The 20,187-nt window shown below is 68.5% G+C and carries 14 protein-coding genes and 1 pseudogene; 6 read left to right on the top strand and 9 right to left on the bottom strand.

The features are described from left to right. Positions 1-128: 128 nt before the first annotated feature. From QSJ33_RS00630 to dsrP, 4 genes are all read left to right on the top strand, one after another. Positions 129-1,913: a hypothetical protein gene (locus QSJ33_RS00630; protein ID WP_285722109.1), complete on the top strand. Its 1,785-nt coding sequence runs from the start codon at positions 129-131 to the stop codon at positions 1,911-1,913. A 151-nt stretch (positions 1,914-2,064) separates the two neighbouring features. Further along, entirely contained in the window at positions 2,065-2,634 is a 570-nt protein-coding gene (locus QSJ33_RS00625) for a cytochrome c3 family protein (RefSeq protein WP_285722108.1), read from the top strand. Next, on the top strand, positions 2,631-3,569 hold the full coding sequence (locus tag QSJ33_RS00620; RefSeq protein ID WP_285722106.1) for a 4Fe-4S dicluster domain-containing protein: 939 nt from the start codon (positions 2,631-2,633) through the stop codon (positions 3,567-3,569). Before QSJ33_RS00625 ends, QSJ33_RS00620 begins: the two co-directional genes overlap by 4 nt. A 4-nt stretch (positions 3,570-3,573) precedes the next feature. Then, the gene (dsrP, locus tag QSJ33_RS00615; RefSeq protein ID WP_285722104.1) at positions 3,574-4,830 is read left to right on the top strand and encodes a sulfate reduction electron transfer complex DsrMKJOP subunit DsrP; all 1,257 of its coding nucleotides are present in this window, start codon (positions 3,574-3,576) and stop codon (positions 4,828-4,830) included. A 111-nt stretch (positions 4,831-4,941) separates the two neighbouring features. On the opposite strand, the gene QSJ33_RS00610 is transcribed toward dsrP, so the two are convergent. Continuing rightward, entirely contained in the window at positions 4,942-6,210 is a 1,269-nt protein-coding gene (locus QSJ33_RS00610) for a chloride channel protein (RefSeq protein WP_285722102.1), read from the bottom strand. A gap of 162 nt (positions 6,211-6,372) precedes the next feature. Further along, complete coding sequence (locus tag QSJ33_RS00605; RefSeq protein ID WP_285722101.1) at positions 6,373-7,455, bottom strand: HD domain-containing phosphohydrolase; 1,083 nt, start codon at positions 7,453-7,455, stop codon at positions 6,373-6,375. Between the two features lie 123 nt (positions 7,456-7,578). On the opposite strand from QSJ33_RS00605, the gene QSJ33_RS00600 reads away from it, so the two are divergent. Further along, positions 7,579-9,513, top strand: a complete 1,935-nt coding sequence (locus QSJ33_RS00600; protein WP_285722100.1) for a sensor histidine kinase — start codon at positions 7,579-7,581, stop codon at positions 9,511-9,513. A gap of 3 nt (positions 9,514-9,516) precedes the next feature. Here QSJ33_RS00600 and QSJ33_RS00595 read toward each other — a convergent pair whose 3' ends face one another. From QSJ33_RS00595 to QSJ33_RS00565, 7 genes and pseudogenes are all read right to left on the bottom strand, one after another. Beyond that, positions 9,517-9,963: a hypothetical protein gene (locus QSJ33_RS00595; RefSeq protein WP_285722099.1), complete on the bottom strand. Its 447-nt coding sequence runs from the start codon at positions 9,961-9,963 to the stop codon at positions 9,517-9,519. Next, a pseudogene (locus tag QSJ33_RS00590) lies at positions 9,963-10,130 on the bottom strand (GMP synthase (glutamine-hydrolyzing)); the annotation flags it as partial. The pseudogene QSJ33_RS00590 and the gene QSJ33_RS00595, both read right to left, overlap by 1 nt. Before the next feature lie 64 nt (positions 10,131-10,194). Further along, positions 10,195-11,724, bottom strand: a complete 1,530-nt coding sequence (gene guaA, locus QSJ33_RS00585) for a glutamine-hydrolyzing GMP synthase (protein WP_285722096.1) — start codon at positions 11,722-11,724, stop codon at positions 10,195-10,197. Between the two features lie 338 nt (positions 11,725-12,062). Then, positions 12,063-14,024: a transglutaminase-like domain-containing protein gene (locus QSJ33_RS00580; RefSeq protein ID WP_285722095.1), complete on the bottom strand. Its 1,962-nt coding sequence runs from the start codon at positions 14,022-14,024 to the stop codon at positions 12,063-12,065. An 11-nt stretch (positions 14,025-14,035) separates the two neighbouring features. Next, positions 14,036-15,667: a hypothetical protein gene (locus tag QSJ33_RS00575; protein ID WP_285722094.1), complete on the bottom strand. Its 1,632-nt coding sequence runs from the start codon at positions 15,665-15,667 to the stop codon at positions 14,036-14,038. Positions 15,668-16,088: 421 nt separating this feature from the next. After that, positions 16,089-18,197: a glycine--tRNA ligase subunit beta gene (gene glyS, locus QSJ33_RS00570; protein WP_285722093.1), complete on the bottom strand. Its 2,109-nt coding sequence runs from the start codon at positions 18,195-18,197 to the stop codon at positions 16,089-16,091. Beyond that, the gene (locus tag QSJ33_RS00565) at positions 18,194-19,108 is read right to left on the bottom strand and encodes a glycine--tRNA ligase subunit alpha (protein WP_285722092.1); all 915 of its coding nucleotides are present in this window, start codon (positions 19,106-19,108) and stop codon (positions 18,194-18,196) included. Before QSJ33_RS00565 ends, glyS begins: the two co-directional genes overlap by 4 nt. A gap of 125 nt (positions 19,109-19,233) precedes the next feature. On the opposite strand from QSJ33_RS00565, the gene QSJ33_RS00560 reads away from it, so the two are divergent. Then, on the top strand, positions 19,234-20,181 hold the full coding sequence (locus tag QSJ33_RS00560; protein WP_285722091.1) for a carbamate kinase: 948 nt from the start codon (positions 19,234-19,236) through the stop codon (positions 20,179-20,181). Positions 20,182-20,187 lie beyond the last annotated feature (6 nt).

Here is a 20,187-nt window from a genome sequence, read left to right as displayed (position 1 = left end):
GCATCATTGTATCTCATATATCTCCATTGGAATGAATAATTCCACTTGACGCTCTAAACCTGTGGGTCTGCCATGGAGGCCGTCATTCCACCTCTATATCAAGAAACCCGCTGCGGGAGACCAGATCCATGGTCCCATCCCTTCGCGATCCATCAGCCAACCCGATGCTCCCGCCGTCGAGAAGGACTCTGGAGGCGCGGATCGAGGACCTGACCCAGGCCCTGGATCGCCTCGAGGCCCGGGTCCAGCGCCTGGAGGGCTATGGCGGCGCGCCGCGCCCCGCCGACCTGGCGCCGCCGGAGGCGATCCACGCCACGGCGCCCGGCCGGGAGGAGCACGGTTCGCTGGCGTCCGTCCTGGGGATGGTCGGCCAGGTGTGCCTCATCCTCGGCGGCGCCTTCCTCCTGCGGACCCTCACCGACGGCGGGACGGTCGCGCGTCCGGCCGGCATGGCCCTGGGCCTCGCGTACGCCATCACCTGGGCACTGGTGGCCTGGCGCACCACCTCGACGCTCCACGCGGCCTTCTATGGCCTAGCCTCGATCCTGATCACCTATCCCCTGCTCTGGGAGTCCACCACCACCTTCGCGATCCTGCGGGCCCCCGCCGCGGCCCTCCTCCTCCTTCTGGCGGCCTGCCTCCATATCGGCGTGGCGTGGATCCGGTCCCTTCGCACCATCGCCTGGGTCGCCATCCTCTCGGTCCTGGCCGCTGCCTTCGGCCTGATGGTGGCCACCCAGTCCATCGAATGGTTCGTGGCCCTGTTCCTCGCCCTCGGCGCAGGTTCCCTGTGGCTCACCTATGGCCGCCGATGGCATGCCCTCCGGTGGCCCGCTGCCCTCGCCGCGGATCTCGCTGTCCTGGTGCTCACGGTGCTCGCCGCCTGGCCGGGGGGCCCGCCGGAGGGCTATCGTGGCCTGTCGCCCGAACGGAGCATGGCCCTGGCCCTGGGGCTCGTCGTCATCTACCTCGGCAGCTTCGCGACCCGGATGCTCCAGCGTCGCCGCACCCTGAACACCTTCGAGATGGTCCAGACGGCCCTGGTCCTGCTCGCAGGCTTCGGAGGTGCCCTCCGCGTGGCCCTGGCCTCCGGCTCGGGAGCCGGACTGCTGGGTGGCGGGGTGCTGGTCGCCGGGATCGGCTGCGGCGCGGCGGCCTACCCTTTCCTCGCGGACCAGGAGGATCTCCGCGCGAACTTCAGCTTCTTCACCACCCTCGCCCTCGTGTTCCTGCTGCTGGGGGGCCCCATCGTCCTGCCCCGGGCGGCCTTCGCCCTCGCGGCCGGGTTCCTGGGGCTGGCGGCCACGGCTCTGGGACTCCGCTTCCGCCGGACCGTGCTGGTCCTCCACGGAACGGTGTCCCTCACCGCCGGGGCCCTCGCCTCAGGGCTGCTGGCCCAGGCTGTCGCCGCCTTCCTCGGACCCGCCGCGGGGCTGGCGCGGCCCTCCGCGCCCGCCCTGGCGCTCCTCGCCTTCCTGGCCGCGGCCCACGCGCTCCTGGTGACCAGGCGTCCTGCCGGCCCCCTCTCCTGGCGGTTCCGGGTGCCCTCGCTGCTCCTGGGGATGCAGGCGATCCTCGGCCTCGGCGCCCTGGCCGTCTGGGCCCTCTTCCGCCTGACCCGCGGCGGAGCGGACCCTGGACTGCTGGCCGCCATCCGCACGGGCGCCCTCTCGACCGCCGCCATCGGCCTCGCGGCCCTCGGCCGCCGCCATCCCGCCAGCGAGCTTCGCTGGCTCGTCTACCCGTTGCTGGCCCTGGCCGCGCTCAAGTTCCTCTTCGAGGACCTGCCCGGAGGGCGGCCCCTCACCTGGTTCCTGGCCTTCATGGTCTACGGGGCGGCGCTCATCCTCGCGCCGCGGTTCCTCAAGGCGGCCCATCCCAAGGCGGATCCGCCGCCCCCAGGGAACATGTGACGAAGATCCTCCCTCCGCCCCTGGCCTCCAGTCCCGGCCCGGCCATATTGGGACTCATCACCACTCAAAGCACCCTCACGTCATCTAACAAACGCAACGACCCGCCGCTGGCCCCACCCCTCAGGCGGGGCCCCATCCTGAAGGAGGCCCCGTGCCATCCCTCGCCACCCGATCCCGATTCCCGGCCTGGGGCCTGGGCCTGCTTCTGGGTCTCCTGCCCCCCGCCCTCCGGGCCCAGGCCCCGCCGGCCCGGGGCGGAGACGGGTCCATGCCGGAGGGCATCCAGGTGCCCAAGCCGCCCTTCAGCGAGGGGATCTTCCCCTGCACCTCCTGCCACGACGGCAAGAGCATGAAGGTGAATCCGACGCCACGCCCGCTCACGGCCATGCACGACGACATCGTGCTCAAGCACGGGCCGGCCAGCCGCTGGTGCCTGGACTGCCACGACGCCCAGGACCGCGACAAGCTCCATCTGGTCAGCGGGGAGAAGATCGATTTCACCGTGTCCTACCGGCTGTGCGGCCAGTGCCACGGGGACAAGTACCGCGACTGGCGGGTGGGCGTCCACGGCAAGCGGACCGGGAGCTGGAACGGCCAGAAGCAGTACCTGCTCTGCGTCAACTGCCACAACCCCCACTCTCCCCACTTCAAGCCCCTGAAGCCGATGCCGCCGCCGGTAAAGCCGGACCGGATCCAGGCCTGGAAGGGAGGTGCGCGATGAGCGAAACCCAGGACCCCAGGTCCGCCGGATCCCCGGCCGGGTGCGAAGGCTGCGGGAGCGGCACCAGCCGCCGGGCCTTCCTCGGCACGGCCGTGGCAGCCGTGGCCGGCGCCCTCGTCGGCTGCAACAACGACCATGTGGAGGACTTCCTCCAGCACAACTTCCGGGAGCTGTCGAAGGCCGAAGTGGAGGAGATGATCGCCCGCCTGGAGCGGGAGTACAAGGCGCAGTTCGGGCGCGAGGTGCATGTCGGCAATGAGCCTCCGCTCCCCGGCGTGATCTTCGGCTATGCCCTGGACCTGAGCCGTTGCATCGGCTGCCGGCGCTGCGTCCACGCCTGCGTGCAGGAGAACAACCAGTCCCGGGACCCCCAGATCCAGTGGATCCGGGTGCTCCAGCTGGACAAGGAGGAGGGCGTGGACCTGCGCCACGCCGACCAGTACTACGATCCGCCGGAGGTTCCCGAGGAGGGCCACTTCTACATGCCCGTGCAGTGCCAGCAGTGCAAGAAGCCGCCCTGCGTGAAGGCCTGCCCCGTGGGCGCCACCTGGCGGGAGAAGGACGGGATCGTGGTGGTGGACTACAACTGGTGCATCGGCTGCCGCTACTGCATGGCCGCCTGCCCCTACGGGGCGCGGCACTTCAACTGGGGCGAGCCCCACCTGCCCGTGGAGGACCTGAATCCCGACACGCACCTGCTGGGGAACCGGCCCCGGCCCAAGGGGGTGGTGGAGAAGTGCACCTTCTGCATCCAGCGCACTCGAAAGGGGCGCTATCCAGCCTGCGTGGAGATCTGTCCCACCGGATCCCGCAAGTTCGGGAACCTCCTCGATCCCCAGAGCGAGATCCGCTACGTGCTCGAGAACAAGCGCGTGTTCAAGCTCAAGGAGGACCTGAACACCCAGCCCAACTTCTTCTACTTCTACGGGGTCTAGGGCCATGGACATCCTGCGCAACCTCGCAAGCTTCCTGGCGGATTCCGTCCGGCTCGTCTTCCGCGGCAACCGGGCCTACCGGATCTGGGTCGCCGTGCTCCTCGTCCTCATGGCCGCCGGGGGCCTGGCCTACGCCAACCAGCTCCGCCACGGCCTCATCGCCACCCACATGCGCGACCAGGTCTCCTGGGGCTTCTACATCGGCAACTTCACCTTCCTGGTGGGCGTGGCCGCCGCCGCCATCATGCTGGTCATCCCCGCCTACGTGTACGACTGGGAGCCGATCAAGGAGATCACCATCCTCGGCGAGATGCTGGCCATCGCCGCCCTGGTCATGTGCCTCGGCTTCGTGATGGTGGACATCGGCCGGCCGGACCGCTTCTGGCACATCATGCCGCTGGTGGGCCGCCTCAACTGGCCCCAGTCCATGCTGGCCTGGGACGTCCTGGTGCTGAACGCCTACCTGCTCCTGAACTGGTTCGTGGTCACCTACCTGCTCTATTGCGCCTACACGGGAAAGCACTACATCAAGAAGCTGGTCCTGCCCCTGGTGCTGCTCTCCATTCCCATGGCCGTGAGCATCCACACCGTGACGGCCTACCTCTACAACGGCCTGGCCGCCCGCCCCTTCTGGAACAGCGCCATCCTGGCGCCCAAGTTCCTCGCTTCGGCCTTCTGCTCGGGTCCGGCCATCCTGCTCATCCTCCTGCAGATCCTCCGGAAGACCACGCCCCTGCGCATCAAGGACGAAGCCATCTTCAAGGTGGCCGAGCTGATGGCCTACACCATGGGCTTCAACCTCTTCCTCACCGCGGCCGAGGCCTTCAAGGAGTTCTACTCCAACACCGAGCACGTGGTGTTCAGCCAGTACCTCTACTTCGGGCTGAAGGGCCACACGACCCTCGTCCCCTACGCCTGGGCCTCGGTGGCCTGCGGCCTCGCGGCCTTCCTGCTCTTCCTCATCCCGAAGACCCGGACGAACTGGGTGACCCTGAACCTCGGCTGCGTGCTGATCTACAGCAGCGTGTACATCGAGAAGGGCATGGGCCTCATCATCCCCGGCCTCACCCCGGACGCCCTGGGCGAGATCTACGAGTACCGCCCCTCCACCACGGAGATCTTCGTGGCGGCCGGGATCTTCGCCACCGGCTTCCTGGTGTTCACCCTCATGCTCAAGGCCGCGGTCCCCATCATGCTGGGGCAGCACACCATGGGAAAGGGGCACCCCGCCCCCGCGGAGCCCCTGGATCCGGCCCCCTGAGCCACCCCCGGCGCCAGGGACGCGCAGCAGGCGACTTGAAGCTCCTCCCGTCGGCTTCGCCGGCAGGAGGGGCGCCGCAGCCATGGAAGCAGGGACGGGAATGGCCCTGGTTCAGTCCCACTCCCGGGCGACCAGGAAGGCCACGGTCGTGGCCACCAGGGCCGGCACCACCAGCGAGGCCTGGGCCGTGGTCTCCGCCAGGAAGACCACCGGGACCAGCATGGTCTCGTTGAAGGCCCCCGCGAAGGCCGTGGCTCCCAGCATGGTGAGCAGGCCCGGATAGGACGGCAGCAGCCAGGCGTCGAAGGCCGATCCCAGACAGGCTCCCATGGCCACCGCCGGCAGCCAGGTACCGCCGATCCCCCCGCAGCCCAGGGTCAGGGCCGTGGCCAGAACCTTCACGCCCAGGAAGATGAGGGCGAGCCTGAGGCTGGGCGGCACGGTGAGCAGGTGGTTCACGAGCTCCACGCCCCCACCTCGCACCACCGGCACATCCGGAAGCAGCAGGTGGCCGGGGAGCATGAGGAGGACCAGGCCCAGCCCGCCCGCGAATCCACGGAGGGGCAGCGGAATCCAGGCCAGGCGCCGGCGGAAGGTGGCCTGGGCCGCGCTGAAGAAGCTGGAGCCCAGGCCGCAGGCCAGCCCCAGAGGCAGCGCCATCCAGATCTCGTGCCAGTTGAGGGTGTAGGGTCGCGTCAGGGCGAGCAGCGGGCTGTGGCCCACCATCGCGGCGAACACCAGGTACCCCGAGGCGGAGGCCACCAGGGTGGGCACCAGGTTGGGGGTGCGGACCGTCCCGTCGTGTTCGGCGGCGAAGAGCGCCGCGCTCAGGGGGGCCCGGAACACCGAGGCCAGGGCGCCGGCCGCGCCGCAGGCCACCATGGTGTGGGCGTCGATGAGCAGCCGGCGGATGAACTTCACGCGGTGGGAGAGGTAGCGGACCAGGCGGTGGCACTGGAGGCCGACGGCGGCGCCGAACCACTTGCCAGGCCCCTCGAGGCCCGCGCTGCCCCCGAGGAAGATCGTGGCGAAGCAGGCGGCCACCTTGACGAGGGTCTTCCAGAAGGGGAACGCCTTGTAGGGGTCCTTGTGGGAGAGTTCGATGTCCTCAGCCAGCCCCACCTCGCCGACGCCGCCCAGCGCCAGGATCGTCGTGGCCAGGGGCAAGCCGATCAGCGGCAGGAACACGATCAGGTGGTTCGGCGTCAGGTCGCGCTGGATCCGGTCGGACAGGCCAATGTAGGCGGCCACGGCGAGCCCCATGATCCAGCCCGTGAAGGCGCCCAGCGGCAGCATCAGGAAGAGGATGCGGCGGCCGTGCGCCAGCATGCGCAGGTTGCGGCGCTTGGCCCGGGACTGGAGAAGTTGATTGATGTCCATGGGATCCCATGACCCCGACCCTGGGTCGGCAGGCGGTGGTGGCAACCGGGATCATGCGGCGCCTGATCCCAGTCATCGAGGCGTTGCCTGAATCTCCCAGTGTGACACCTGGCCTCCAGGAGTGCCAACACAGGCCGATCCACACGGCCCCCCGGCAGGCGCTCAGATCCCCGGGTCCTCGTCGTGGGGTTCGTCGGGGTGGGCCAGGAGGATGGCCCGGAAGCTGTCCAGGTTCGCCAGGAACAGGTCCACCAGGGCCGGATCGAAATGGGTGCCGCGGTTCTTCCGGATGAGCTGGATCACCTGGTCTTCGGGCCAGGGATCCTTGTAGTGTCGGCGGTTGCTGAGGGCGTCGTAGACGTCCACCAGGGTGGTGATCCGCGCCTCCATGGGGATCTGGTCGCCCACCAGCCCCTTGGGATAGCCGGTCCCGTCCCATTTCTCGTGGTGGCCCACGGAGATCCGCGCGCCCATCTGGATGAAGGGGACGGTCGATCCCTTCAGGATGGTGGCCCCCATGAGGGTGTGGCGCTTCATGACCACCCACTCCTCCTCCGTGAGGGACGCGGGCTTCTGCAGGATGGCATCGGGGACGCCGATCTTCCCGATGTCGTGCATGGGCGCCGCGGCGCGGATGGTCTCGACCCCGTCCTCGTCCCAGCCCAGCAGGCGGGCCAGCTCCGCTGCGAAGAGGCCGATGCGCCGCACGTGCTGGCCCGTCTCGTTGTCCCGGTGCTCGCTGGCGGCGATGAGCCGCAGGGCGATCTCCTCCCGGGAGTTGCGGATCTCCTCGGTCTGCTCGCGGACCTTCTGGGCCAGCTGCGCCTCCCGGTCCCGGAAGGCGATCTCCAGCATCCGGCGGCGGAGAGCGCCGTTCACCTGGACGAGGATCTCCCGGGGCTGGAAGGGCTTCAAGACGTAGCCGAAAGCCCCCTGCTGGAGGCACTCGATGGCCGTCTCGGCATCCTCCGAGGAGCTGACCATCAGCACGGACGTGTCCGGGATGCGCGGGCGGAGCAGCTTCACCAAATCCAGCCCCGAGGCCCCGGGCATCTGGATGTCGCAGAGCACCAGGTCGGCCGGCTCCTCCGCCAGGGCGGCCAGCGCGTGGGGCACATCCTCCGCCTCCCGGCAGCGGTAGCCCGCCTTCCCGAGGATGCGCTGGAGGGAGAAGCGCACGATGGGCAGGTCATCCACGATCAGGATGCTGGCCTGATCCGGCACCACCTGGATTCCATCGGACATCGGCGACCTCAAATGCCTCAACGGCCAGCCCCCGGGAACTCTGTAATCCCACCCCGGGATCAGGCAATTCATGCCCTTGGATGTCATTCTAATGTAACGTTGTTTTTTACCGAAAGACGGACCATGCCACCCACGCCCGCGGCCCCGGACCTCCAGCCTCCGCTCCCGCCCGCGCCTTCCCGCTTCTCCCGGCGCCTCTTCCTCGACTTGGCCCTGCCTTCCCTGGCGGGCGTCGGGCTCCTGATGGTCCTGTCCTGGGTCGGGACCGCCGCCCTGCGACGGGCCCAGGCACGGACCGTCCTCGGCTACCGGGTGGAGGCCATCCAGCGCGATCTCGCCTCCCAGGGGGAAGGGCTCGAGAGCCTCGGCCAGATGTTGGCGGCCTCCTGGACCGCCACGCCCGAACCGACAGGGGACCCCGGACGCATCCTCCAGGCGGCCCTGCCCCTCCTGCGCCAGCAGGACCTGATCTCGAACGTGACCCTCTGCGCCCCCGGCGGCAGCTTCAGCACCCTGGTCCGGACCGCGCGGGGCTGGGACCTGATCCAAGGCGGGCCGGCCTTCGGACCGGGCCGCGCCCGCCTGACCAAGCAGGTCGACGCGCCGGCGCCCGGGGTGGACTGGGTCCGCCTGCCCGACGGGTATCCGGAGTCCCGGCCCTGGTTCAAGGAGGGGATGGGCCGCCTCCAGCCGGGCTGGATGGCCCGTCCCTACCCGTTCGTCGGCACGCCGGCGGGAGGCCTCTCGTACCTCGTGCCGGTGCGCGGCAGGGGCGGGCAGCGCCTGGGCGTGGTCTGCATCGACAGCACCCAGACCCGGATCAGCCGCGTGATGGCCTCGATCCTGGACCATCCCTTCAGCCGGACCATGATCAGCGACCCGTCCCACCAGGTGCTGGTGCCGCCCCAGCCCCCGTCGGTGGCCGATCCGGGGGAGGCCTTCCAGGTCCTTCCCGTGGAGACGATTCCCTGGGCCAGCGCCCTCCTCGATCGGCCCGGGGGCGACCGCAGGCCGGCCATGGCCACCGCCGACATCGGAGGCCTGCCGTTCCTGACCTGCCGCGCCCCCCTGGAGCTGGGTTCGGCCTTCCACGGCGACCTCTGGGTGGCCTACCCCATGGTCCCCGGGGGTCCGCTGCTCCGGTACGGCGGGCTCGTGCTGACCCTCGTGCTGAGCCTCCTCCTGCTGGCCTGGCTCTTCTACCTCCGGGGAATGAGCCGGCGCTACGGCCAGCCCGTGCAGCGGCTCCTGCACTCGGCCGAGACGGCGAACCGGGGCGGGGAGGTGCCCGACTTCGACTCCGACATCTGGGAGCTCCGGCAGGTGGGGCAGAGCCTCCAGCTGGCGGGCCGCGCCGTGCGCGAACGCCAGGGCCTGGAGGACCAGCTGCTCCAGACGCAGCGCTTCGAGATCATGTCGGCCCTCGCCGGTGGCGTGATCCACGACGTGAACAATGTGCTCTCCATCGTCATGCTCCGCCTCGGCCGGGCCCTGGACCGGGACGGCTCCACCCCGGCCGCCGAGGATGTGCGCGCGGGGCTTGCCGCGGCCCGCCAGGGCGCGGCCCTGAACCGGCAACTCCTGAGCCTCGGGCGCAAGGACGAGGAGCCCCTCCACCGGCATGACCTGAACGACTGCCTGAGGGACGCCGGCCTGCTCGTCCGGCCCGCCCTGGGCCACCACATCGTGCTGGAGCTGGAACCGACCGAGGAATCCCTGCCCGTGCAGGTCCGGGCCGTGGAGATCACCCAGGCCCTCCTGAACCTCGCGCTCAATGCCCGGGACGCCATGCCGGAGGGTGGGCTGCTCCTGCTGCGGACGCGCCGTCACGGATCAGAGGCCTGGCTCGAGGTGGAGGATGGCGGGGAAGGCATTCCCGAGGCCCACCAGCACCGCATCTTCGAGCCGTACTTCACCACCAAGGCGGAGGGCCAGGGGTCTGGCCTCGGCCTGGCCATCGTGAAGCGGGTGGTGGAACGGCATCTGGGGCGCATCGAGCTGTTCCGGGCTCCGGGACGCGGCCAGGGCTTCCGCCTGGTCTTCCCCCTCGCCGACTGAGTCCTACCGGGCCCAATCCAGGGAATCCCGCTTCGCCGCGTAGTGCGCGCCCAGATCCAGCGCCAGGGCCCGCTCGCAGAGTTCCAGCGCGGCGTGGAAGTCCCCCAGCTCGCTGTGGGCCTGGATGCCCCGCTCCAAGCACGTCATCCCCTCCAGCATGCGCCGGAACTCGTGCGGGAAGGCCGCCTCCAGGTCCGGCAGGTAGCCGAGGGCCTGGCCCACGGAGGCCGCGCAGGCCTCCCAGTCGCCCGTCTGCGCCTGGGCTTCGGCCTGGAGGTCGTAGGCCACGGCCTTCACCGCATTGGGCAGGCTCGCCTGCCCCTCGAAGGTGCGGCGCAGGTACTTCAGGGCAGACCCGGGCCCGCTGAAGGCCGCCTCGCGGTGCCCCGCCAGCAGGTCCTCCAGGGTGTCCTTGACGGACTTGCGGACGGGTTCCTGTCGCTTGGCCACTATTCGTACTCGATCGTCGCGGGCGGCTTGGAGGTGATGTCGAACACCACCCGGTTGATGCCCTTCACCTCGCGGACGATCCGCTGGGCGATGCGGTCCAGCAGCTCGTGGGGCAGGCGGGCCCAGTCGGCGGTCATGAGCCCGGAGCAGGAGCGGAGGGCCACCGTCGCGGAGCGATGGCCCGAAGGGCGGCCGCACAGGATGTGCGGCCGTGAGATCTGAGCGGCCAGGCTATTCATACTCGATCGTCGCCGGCGGCTTGGAGGTGATGTCGAACACCACCCGGTTGATGCCCTTCACCTCGCGGACGATCCGCTGGGCGATGCGGTCCAGCAGCTCGTGGGGCAGGCGGGCCCAGTCGGCGGTCATGAAGTCCTCGCTGGTCACGGCCCGCAGGGCGCACATCCACTCGAAGGTGCGCTCGTCGCCCATGATGCCCACGGTCTGCACGGGCAGCAGCACGGCGAAGGCCTGGCTGGTCTTCCGGTACCAGCCGCTGTCCTTCAGCTCCTGCATGAAAATCGCGTCCGCGTTCTGGAGGATGGTCACCCGCTCCCGGGTGATGGCGCCGGGCAGGCGCACGGCCAGGCCCGGTCCCGGGAAGGGATGCCGCTGGTTCATCTCCTCGGGCAGGCCCAGGGCCAGGCCCGTGGCGCGGACCTCGTCCTTGAACAGCTCGCGGAGGGGCTCCACCAGCTTCAGCTTCATGCGCTCCGGCAGGCCGCCCACGTTGTGGTGGGACTTCACCAGGATGGCGCCGCCGATGCCGCTGCTTTCGATCACGTCCGGGTAGGTGGTGCCCTGGCCCAGGAAGTCGGCCTTCACCTTCCCCGCCTCGCGCTCGAAGACCTCGATGAACTTGCCGCCGATGATCTTCCGCTTCTGCTCGGGGTCGGTGACGCCGGCCAGGGCCCCCAGGAACTCGTCGGAGGCGTCCACCCAGTTCACCTTCAGCTCGAAGGGGGCGAAGTAGGCCTGGACCTGCTTCATCTCGTCCTTGCGCAGCAGGCCGTGGTCCACGAACACGCAGGTGAGCTGGTCGCCGATGGCCTTGTGCAGCAGCAGGGCCGCCACGCTGGAATCCACGCCGCCACTGAGGCCCAGCACCACGGTGCCCTTCCCCACCTGCTCGCGGATGACCTGCACCTTCTCCTCGATGAAGTTGCCCGCATTCCAGTCCAGGGCCATGCCGCAGGACTTGAGGAAGTTGAGCAGCAGGGGCGTGCCCTGGGCGCTGTGGGTGACCTCGGGGTGGAACTGGAGGCAGTAGAGGCGCCGCTTCGGGTCCTCCATGGCCGCCACGGGCACGCTGGGGGTCTTCGCGGTGACAGTGAAGCCGGCCGGCGCCACCTCCACATGGTCGCCGTGGCTCATCCACACCTGCTGCTGGTGGGGCAGCCCCGCGAAGAGCATCGAACCCTCGGGTACGGCGGTGATCTCCGCCTTGCCGTACTCGCGGCTGGTGCTGCGGTGGATCTGGCCGCCGAGGTCGCGCGCCAGCAGCTGCTGGCCGTAGCAGATGCCCAGGATGGGCACGCCCAGCGCCAGGATGGCCGGATCCAGGCCCGGTGCCCCGGGCTCCAGCACCGAATTCGGTCCGCCGGAGAGGATCACGCCCTTCAGGTCCTTTCCCGCGATCTCCGCCGCCGTGGCGTTGGAGTTGTACACCAGCCCGAAGGCCCCCAGCTCCCGCAGCCGCCGCGTGATGAGCCGCGTGTACTGGCTGCCGTAGTCGATGATCGCGATGCGTTCGTGGTGCATGGGACTCCCGCCGGGTCCGGGGACCGGAGTCCTAGTGTACAGGCCCGCCTCCGGATTCCCGCCGGGGATGGACTGCAAGACCAGGACCTCGTCGGTATATGCCAAGTGGTGATCACGCTCGCTTCTGCCTTCTTCCAGGCCTTCTTGGCGTTGGCGGGAAGCAGAGGCAACTCCCCTCTCGCCTCCCTGAACGCGGGAGTCCCTACCGGACCAGAAAAGCGGGAAGTCCGAATCCAGGGTGGCCCCAATGGGCGACACCCATTCGCGTAGGATCGGCCACCTCCAGCGGCCTCGGAGCGCACCCTTCCTGAGTGATCAACCCGCGCAGGGGCATCCTTTCATGGCCCCAGCCTCAAGGCGGGCGCCTCGTCGAGGAGTTCCCGGTATCGGCTCCGATCCTTCTTGGCCGCGCGGACCCCGTCCTCTCGATGTTCAAAATCGAACCAGGCGTCCTGACGCTCCTGGGTGAACCCGAACGTCCACACCCCTCTGGCGACCTCCGCCTTCCAGGTCCAGGTCCTGAATGGGCTCTCTCCCCGGGAAGCCGCCAGGACCGGCCGATAGGCGGGATCGGGAAGGCTCAGGCGTCCCCCCACGGTCCACCGGAGCCATCCGGTCCATGCGACCGGATAGCACCGGGGCGTGCCGGGCCGCTGGATGGCCGTGGGAACCGAGGGGAATAGGAAGTCGGAGAGGACCCAGTCCCGCCCCTCCCTTCGGAGGGCGCCGGGATAATCCAGATCCAGGACCACCCGGAGGGGCTGGGTCAGCTCCCGGGGGTCCGATGCCTCGCGGAGCGTCCACTGGGCATCCAAGGGCAGCGAAAGGAGAGACCCCAGGCGATCCTTCCTCGCCGTCGGAGTTCCCTCCGAAAAGGCGGACCTCAGCCCCATGGCGTCCCCGACCTCTTGGAGAACCAGTCGCCCCTTGAGGCGCCCGCCGGCATCCACCTGCCCATCGATCTGGGCCTCGAATTCCGGGCGAAGCACCGCGGTGGCCGGAACCTGGACCCATTGCGCCCCGTCAGGAAGGCAGATCATGACCCGTCGGTTCCGATGCGCATCCCCGAGCTGCCCCAGAGGGGTGAACGCATCCGTGGGATCCGCCAGCAGGAACCGTCCCTTCGGGGTCGCCATCTCCGCCGGCAACCCGAAGGACGACGGGAGGCGGACTGCGACGATCACGTGGTTGAAGGCGTCGGGCCCGACAGGCTGGTCCGCGGGGATCCGGCCAGTGATGATCCGGGCAAGCACCGGGAAGGCCTCGAACCCGGCCCCCCGCGCCGCGGCGAGGAACAACGCCGTCATGTCCTTGCAGTCTCCGTAGCGTTTCCGGGCCACCTCCTCGGCATTCTCGGGGACCCAGCCGCGCTCCGGGGTCAGGTAGACCTTGCGGTACGCCACCTGGTGGGAGATCCAGCCCATGACCGCCCGCAGTCCCACGAGAGAGGGAAGGGGCGCGACGCCCGGAAGCCGCATCGCGGGGCTGCTCTTCCGGAACTGTGCTTCCTCCCAGCGGGCGATGGAATCCCAGGCATCCAGGACCGGTGCGGCGGACTGTGTCGCGTCGATGAATCGGAGATGGACGCGTGGCAGGACGTTCATGAGATCCGGCGTCGCGAGTTCATCCTTGGGCAGGGCCGGTACATCCTTGAGGAGGACCCGGGTGCCATCCCGCACGTCATCCAGGCCGAGCCACGGTTTGAAGTCCCGGGTCTCCAGCCGCATCTGGACGCCCTTCAGGTCGGTGAACCAGCCATCTGAGGTCGCCAGTTCGAGTTCCCAGCGGCGCACCGGGTTGGACTGCATCGCGGTGACCGTGGCCCCGGGCCCGGCGACCAGATTGACCACCTGTTCGCTTTCGAAGGCCACCAGGCTCCCCTGCACGACCCTGGGCAGCCGGGCCAAGGTGGCGTGTCCGGTCGTGATCTCGTCGTCGTCATCGCTGTCCACCGTGACCACTTTGTCCTGATCCAGCTTGGTCACCTCGCCATCCGGGCGACAGTTCCAGCCCCTCAGCCGCTTGATCCGATTACCCTTGCCCCCGAGCCCCCTTATGACGTAGATCGACTCGTCCAGGCCCCGTTCCGACAGGATGCGCACCAACCGGTAGCGCCGCTGCCGCACCTCCCCGGATCCGGCGTAGGCGAACTCCGTGCGGTCGAGCAGCACCCAGGCATCAGCCCCGGCGGGGGGATCAACCAGAACGCCCTCCCGGGCGGATTCGCGGGCCCACGAGGGCAGCTTGTCCACATTCGGCGCCCCCAGCAGGATGAATGAGAACGTCAGACAAAGGAGCACCCGCGCTCGATTCACAGGCGCTCCAGGATGAGGGTCCTCCCACAGGCTTCCCTGACCCAGCCCAGGAAGGCCTTGAAGGCCTCATAATCCGACGCCCCTGCGATGGGCCGGCTGAGCTCCACCTTGACCGTCACGGCACAGAGGTCCCCCTCCTGGAGATCCATGGACCAGTCGACCCGCCCAAAGGCATTGGCCTGGCTGTAGGGCGGCACGGCGCCGAGCCGGTACCCCTTGGGGATGCGGAACCGGCTCTTTTCCTGGAAGGCACTTGCATACGGGAAAACGATGGGTTCCTTGCGGACGGGATCCAGCCGGTCGGGAATCCAGAGGGCCCATGCATTCGCCGGAAACGGATCTACTGTGCGTCGGCGGCCCGAATCCCGTTCGATCCGCCCCTCGACGCTCCAGGCCACATTCTGGGTGGGGTCGACAACATGCTCGACCTGCGCCTTGGTGAAGGTGACGCCCTTGAACTTCTGCTCAAGCCGGTCCTGAAGTGCGCGGTTCTGCTCCTTCTGCCCGAGGGCCATGAACGTCCGGCGCTCCCCGTATTCCGGGAGCCCGGTGAGGGAAGCACGAAGGGTGAAGCGATCCTCGTCCTCTCCCAGGTCGAGCGTGTAGTCGAAACGGCGCTGATTCACCGCGGATCCCTGGACCGGAACGTGGAAGGCCTTGGCTTCCCAGTTCTGCGGATCGAAGGCCAGGGCAGTGGAGCCCTGGTAGTCCTGGCTGATGACCCCTGGCGCGGCATACCGGAGGGACGGGTCGAACCAGAGGGTGTCCCCGCCAGGATTCGCCACGCCGATCAAAAGATCATTGAACTGCTGCCAACATAGCAATTTGCGATCAAAGACCGCCCGGTCCCGATCCACCACCATGGCGACCTGGGGCTTGAGGCCGAGATCCTTCAGCATCTCCCAGTAGAGGAACATCATCCCCGTGGCTGTCGTGCGGCCGCGTTCCGCGGCCGCATCCAGGTCCTTGGGATCGATCTCCGCCTTCTCATCCTTCTTCGAACGGAGAGCCTCCTCCTGGTACGTGGGATAGGTGGTGTTCTGGATGGCCCCATCCAGGCGCTTCAGCAGTTCCACGGCCCGGGGACCCGGGGCCTCCGGAAGGCCCGCGGAAAGGGTTGCCAGGAGGTTCCGGTAGGACCGCCCCTTGTCGATTCCCTGTTCAAAATAGTCTTTGAGGATTGTTCGTCCCACTGCGTTCCAGTAGGCGTCAGGCCCCTTGGAGGCCGCGTACCGAAGGTTTTCCGGGACGGGAAAGAGCATGATGCGGCAGGCGGGCCTCGGACCCGCCACGCTGTAGGGGGGGTTGTCCATCCCGGGCAACCCCTCGAGGGTCAGGACGGTGAAGTTGCCCTCCTCCGTCCTGTCGGCCTTGCGTGCTCCGCCTGTCTGCACTTGCCAGGCCCATTCGAAGGCCTTGGGGATCTCCACGACCACCTTCTGGACAGGATAGGGGCCGGAGAGCGTCAGACGCTCCATCTGCCCGAACGCCATCCGCTGGATATCGTAGTAGGGCTTGGACTGCTTCCACGCGATCTCCACCAGGCAGTTGTCCGTCACGCCTGGCGCCACCACGACGGTGCGCTCCGCCTCCGCATACCCGACCTTCGCCACGGTCTTGGTGGCCATATCCTTCCTGGAGAAGGGAATGATTTGGCCGTCTGGCAATACCGTCCGGCCGGCGATGTCATAACAGTCCTTGTCGAATCCGGAGAATTCGGCCGCACCCTTCCCGGCCGGTGCAAGGATCCGGATGCGCTGCGTGAACTCGGCATAGCGGGAGTGGATCTTGACGTGATCCTCCAGCACCAGCGCACCCTTCCCTTCGGTGGTCGAATCATGGAGGGCCCACACCTCTGGACCGACCGGAGGGAAGGCTGGACCCGCCAGAAGCGATAAAGCAGCGCAAACCAACATTGAAGCCGACGCGAAACAGTGGCGCATGCCAAATCCTTCCTGGAGTGCGGGTGTTTCTCCGAACATACAGGGATCCGCCCACGATTTCCAAGGGCCTAGGATCAGTTGTGACGTGTGTCTCCGGTCCGGGGACCTACTGCCACAGGCTGAAATCCGCCACGCGCAGGAAGGCCTGGCGGAGGCGATGGAGGAGGCTGAGCCGGGCGGCGCGGAGGGCGGGATCGTCGCACTTCACCATGACGGCGGTGAAGAAGGCTTCGAGGGGTTCCGCCAAGTCCGCGAGGGCGGCCAGGAGGGTCCCGTGGTCGCCGGTGGCCTCGAGGGCCTTCAACCGCTCGGCCAGGGCCCTCTCGGTGGCGTCCTGGAGGACGGCGGCCTCGAAGGCCTCGATGGGCATTTCGTCCTTGAGGATGTTGCCGATGCGCTTGGCGCTCTGGGCGAGGCTGGCGAAGCGCGCGTCCTCGGCGAAGGCGGACAGCGCCTCGCAGCGGGCCTTGAGGGCCACCAGGTCCATCCAGCCAACCGCGGAGGCCGACCGACGTACGGATCCGGCATAACCCGCCAGTTCCAGCTGGTAGGCCACGCGGTCCTTGAAGAAGGTCAGCAGGGCCTCGCGGGTTTCGGCCTCGGGCTTCGTGGCCTTCGGGGCCACCACCTTGAGGGCCGCTTCCACCAGGTCCGCCAGGGTCAGGGGCCAGCCCTGCTCCCACAGGATGCGCACGATGCCCTGGCCGGCGCGGCGGAGGGCGAGGGGGTCCTTCGAGCCGCTGGGGATGAGGCCCACGGCGAAGCAGCCCGCCACGGTGTCCAGCTTGTCGCAGAGGGAGAGCAGGCAGCCCATCGGGGTGCCCGGGATGGCGTCGTCGGCGCCGATGGGGCGGTAGTGCTCCTTGATGGCCTTCCAGACCTCCTCGTGGGCGCCCTCGTGGCGGAGGTATTCGCCACCCATGACGCCCTGCAGCTCGGGGAACTCGCCCACCATGAGGGTCCGCAGGTCGCACTTCGCCATGCGGGCCGCCTCTAGGGCCCGGTCGATGTGCGCGTCATCGGTCGAAAGCCGCGTGGCGAGGGCCTTCGTGAGGGCCACGACGCGGCCAGTCTTCTCGTGGTAGCTGCCCAGCTCCCGCTGGAAGGTGAGGGCCTTCAGCTTCTCCAGGCGGTCGGCCAGAGGGTGCTTGCGGTCCTCGGCGAAGAAGAACCGGGCGTCGTAGAGCCGCGCCTTCAGCACCCACTCGTTGCCGGCCTTCACGAAGCCCTCGGGATCGTCCTCGCGGTTGGCGGCGGTGAGGAAGCAGGGCAGCAGGGCACCATCGGCCTGCTCGATGCAGAAGGCCTTCTGGTGCTCCCGGAGGCTCACCACCAGCACTTCCTTGGGCAGTTCCAGGAAATCGGAAGGGAAGTCGCCCCGCACCACCTTCGGGAACTCCACGATCTCCGCCAGGGTGTCCAGCAGCTCCGGATCCGCCACCACGCGGCCCCCCGCCTCGGCGGCCAGGGTCTCCAGCTGCGCGGCGATGCGCTGGCGCCGGACCTCCACGCTGACGACCACCCCTGCGGCCTCCAGGGCGGCCTCGTAGGACTCCGGCGTGGCGATCTTGACCGGTTCGGGATGCTGGCGATGGAACAGACGGTGGCCCCAGGTGGTGTTCGTGGCGGCCACGCCATCCACGGTGATGGGCACCACCTGCTCCCCGAAGAGGCAGAGAATGTTGCGAATGGGGCGGACAAACTCGAACTCCGACGAGCCCCAGCGCATGGCCTTGGGCACGTGCAGGCCCGCGATGAGCCCCGGCAAGGCCTCCGCCAGCAGCTCCACCGTGGGCCGGCCCGGCTTCGTAATCGTCACCACCGCGCAGGGCTCCTTCTTCCCCGCCGGCTGCTCGAAGCGGACGGCCGAGAACTCCACCCCCCACTTCTCCGCGAACTTCAGCCCCTGGATGGTGGGCTTGCCGGCCTCGTCCACGCACATGCGCTGGGGCGGACCGACCTGGGTTTCCGTCTGGTCGGGCTGAGCGGCCGGAAGGCCCGGGATCCGCCACGCCAACTTCCTGGGGGACATGAAGTCGGGCAGTGGTTCCGAAACGGTTCCATACGGAGTCACAGCCATTCCAGTTGGAAGCAGCGATTCCTTCTCCATAAACTTGAAATATGAATGATTGAACTCGACGTGCAGCGGTCTCAAAAACCGCGCCGGGATCTCCTCGCAGTGAAGCTCCAGCAGGAAGGTCTTCGTGGCGCTCACTGGGCACCTCCCTTCCCGGCGGCTTCGACCGGCACGGCGGCGCCCTCCGCGTGCTCCAGGTAGGCCCGGGCGCAGGCGCAGGCCAGGTCGCGGACGCGCTTGATGATGCCGGGGCGCTCGGTGGTGCTCACCGCGCCGCGGGCGTCGAGGACGTTGAAGGTGTGGCTCATCTTGAGGGCCTGCTCGTAGGCGCTGAGGAAGTGGCCGTGGTCGTTGAGCAGGCGCCAGCCCTCCTTCTCAAAGGCGTCGAAGAGGGTACGGTGCAGGTCGATGTCGGCGTGCTCGAAGCTGTAGGCGGAGAGCTCGAACTCCTCGCGCTGGCGCATCTGGCCGTAGGTCACGGGGAACACGCCGTCGTCCGTGGTCACGTTCCCGTGGACGAGGTCGAAGATGTTGTCGTAGCCGCCCAGGAACATACAGATGCGCTCGATGCCGTAGGTCAGCTCGGCGCTCACGGGCCGGCAGTCCAGGCCGCCCACCTGCTGGAAGTAGGTGAACTGGCTGATCTCCATGCCGTCCAGCACCACCTGCCAGCCCACGCCCCAGGCGCCGAGGGAGGGCGACTCCCAGTTGTCCTCCTCGAAGCGGAGGTCGTGCTTGGAGAGGTCGATGCCCAGGGCCTCCAGGCTCTCGATGTAGAGGTCCTGCACCTTGGCGGGCGAGGGCTTGAGGATCACCTGGAACTGGAGGTGCTTGTAGACGCGGAAGGGGTTCTCGCCGTAGCGGCCGTCCGCCGGGCGGCGGGAGGGCTCCACGTAGGCCACGTTCCAGGGCTTGCTGCCCAGGGCGCCGAAGAAGGTGAGCGGGTTCATGGTGCCCGCGCCCTTTTCCAGGTCGTACGGCTGGCCGATGAGGCAGCCCCGGTCGGCCCAGAACCGCTGCAGGCGGAGGATCAGTTCCTGGATGTGCATGGGAGGACGTCCGTAAACCTTCGATTCTAGCCGCTTCCGGCCTGGATCAGAACGGGACCTTTGCCCCGGATCACTGGCATTCCCGGGCCCTTCGGGTAGACTTCTCGTTTTTCCAGGTGCCCCCCATGGCCCGAAAAATCGCCCTCCTCGCCATCGGCGGCAACGCGCTCCTGAAAGAGAAAGAGCGCGGGCTCCAGGAGGAGCAGCTGGAGAACGCCCGGGAGACGGCGGAGATGCTGGCCCACGTCGTGTCGGAGGGCTACGCCCTCTGCGTGGTCCACGGCAACGGGCCCCAGGTGGGCAACCTGCTCATCCAGCAGGAGGCGGGTTCGGGCCAGATTCCCGGCTACAGCCTGGACATCTGCGGCGCCATGACCCAGGGCTCCATGGGCTACATGCTGGAGCGCATGCTCATCAACCGCCTGCGGTTCATGAAGCTCGAGGCCCCCGTGACCTCCGTGCTCACCGAGGTGGTGGTGGACAAGGAGGACAAGGGCTTCCAGGACCCCACCAAGCCCGTGGGCCCCTTCTACCCGGAGTTCCGCGCCCTGGAGCTGATGCGGTCGAAGCGCTGGAAGATGAAGGAGGACTCGGGTCGCGGCTGGCGCAAGGTGGTGCCCTCGCCCCGCCCCCTGGAGATCGTCCAGCTCGACGCCATCAAGACCCTGCTCGGGAAGGGCCACTGCGTCATCGCCGGGGGCGGCGGCGGCATCCCGGTGATCCGCGACGCCAGCGGCTTCCTGGTGGGCGTGGAGGCGGTCATCGACAAGGACCGGCTCAGCGCCCTGCTGGCCGCCCAGCTGGAGGCCGACCTGTTCATCATCCTGACCGGCGTGGCCAAGGTGGCCCTCGACTTCGGCAAGCCCACCCAGCGCTGGATGGACCGCCTCACCGCCACCGAAGCCCGGAAGCACCTGGCCGAGGGGCAGTTCCCGCCCGGCAGCATGGGCCCCAAGATCGAGAGCGCCCTGGCCTACCTCGATGGCGGCGGCCACGAGGTGCTCATCACCACCGCCGAGGCCCTGGCCGTCGAGGATCCCGAAACGGTGGGCACCCGCATCGTGCGGGACTAGGAGTCT

Source organism: Geothrix rubra (genome assembly GCF_030268065.1).
Taxonomy (GTDB): Bacteria; Acidobacteriota; Holophagae; order Holophagales; family Holophagaceae; genus Geothrix; species Geothrix rubra.
The sequence above is the reverse complement of the archived record's forward strand: the minus strand, read 5'-3'. Positions and strand labels throughout refer to the sequence as shown.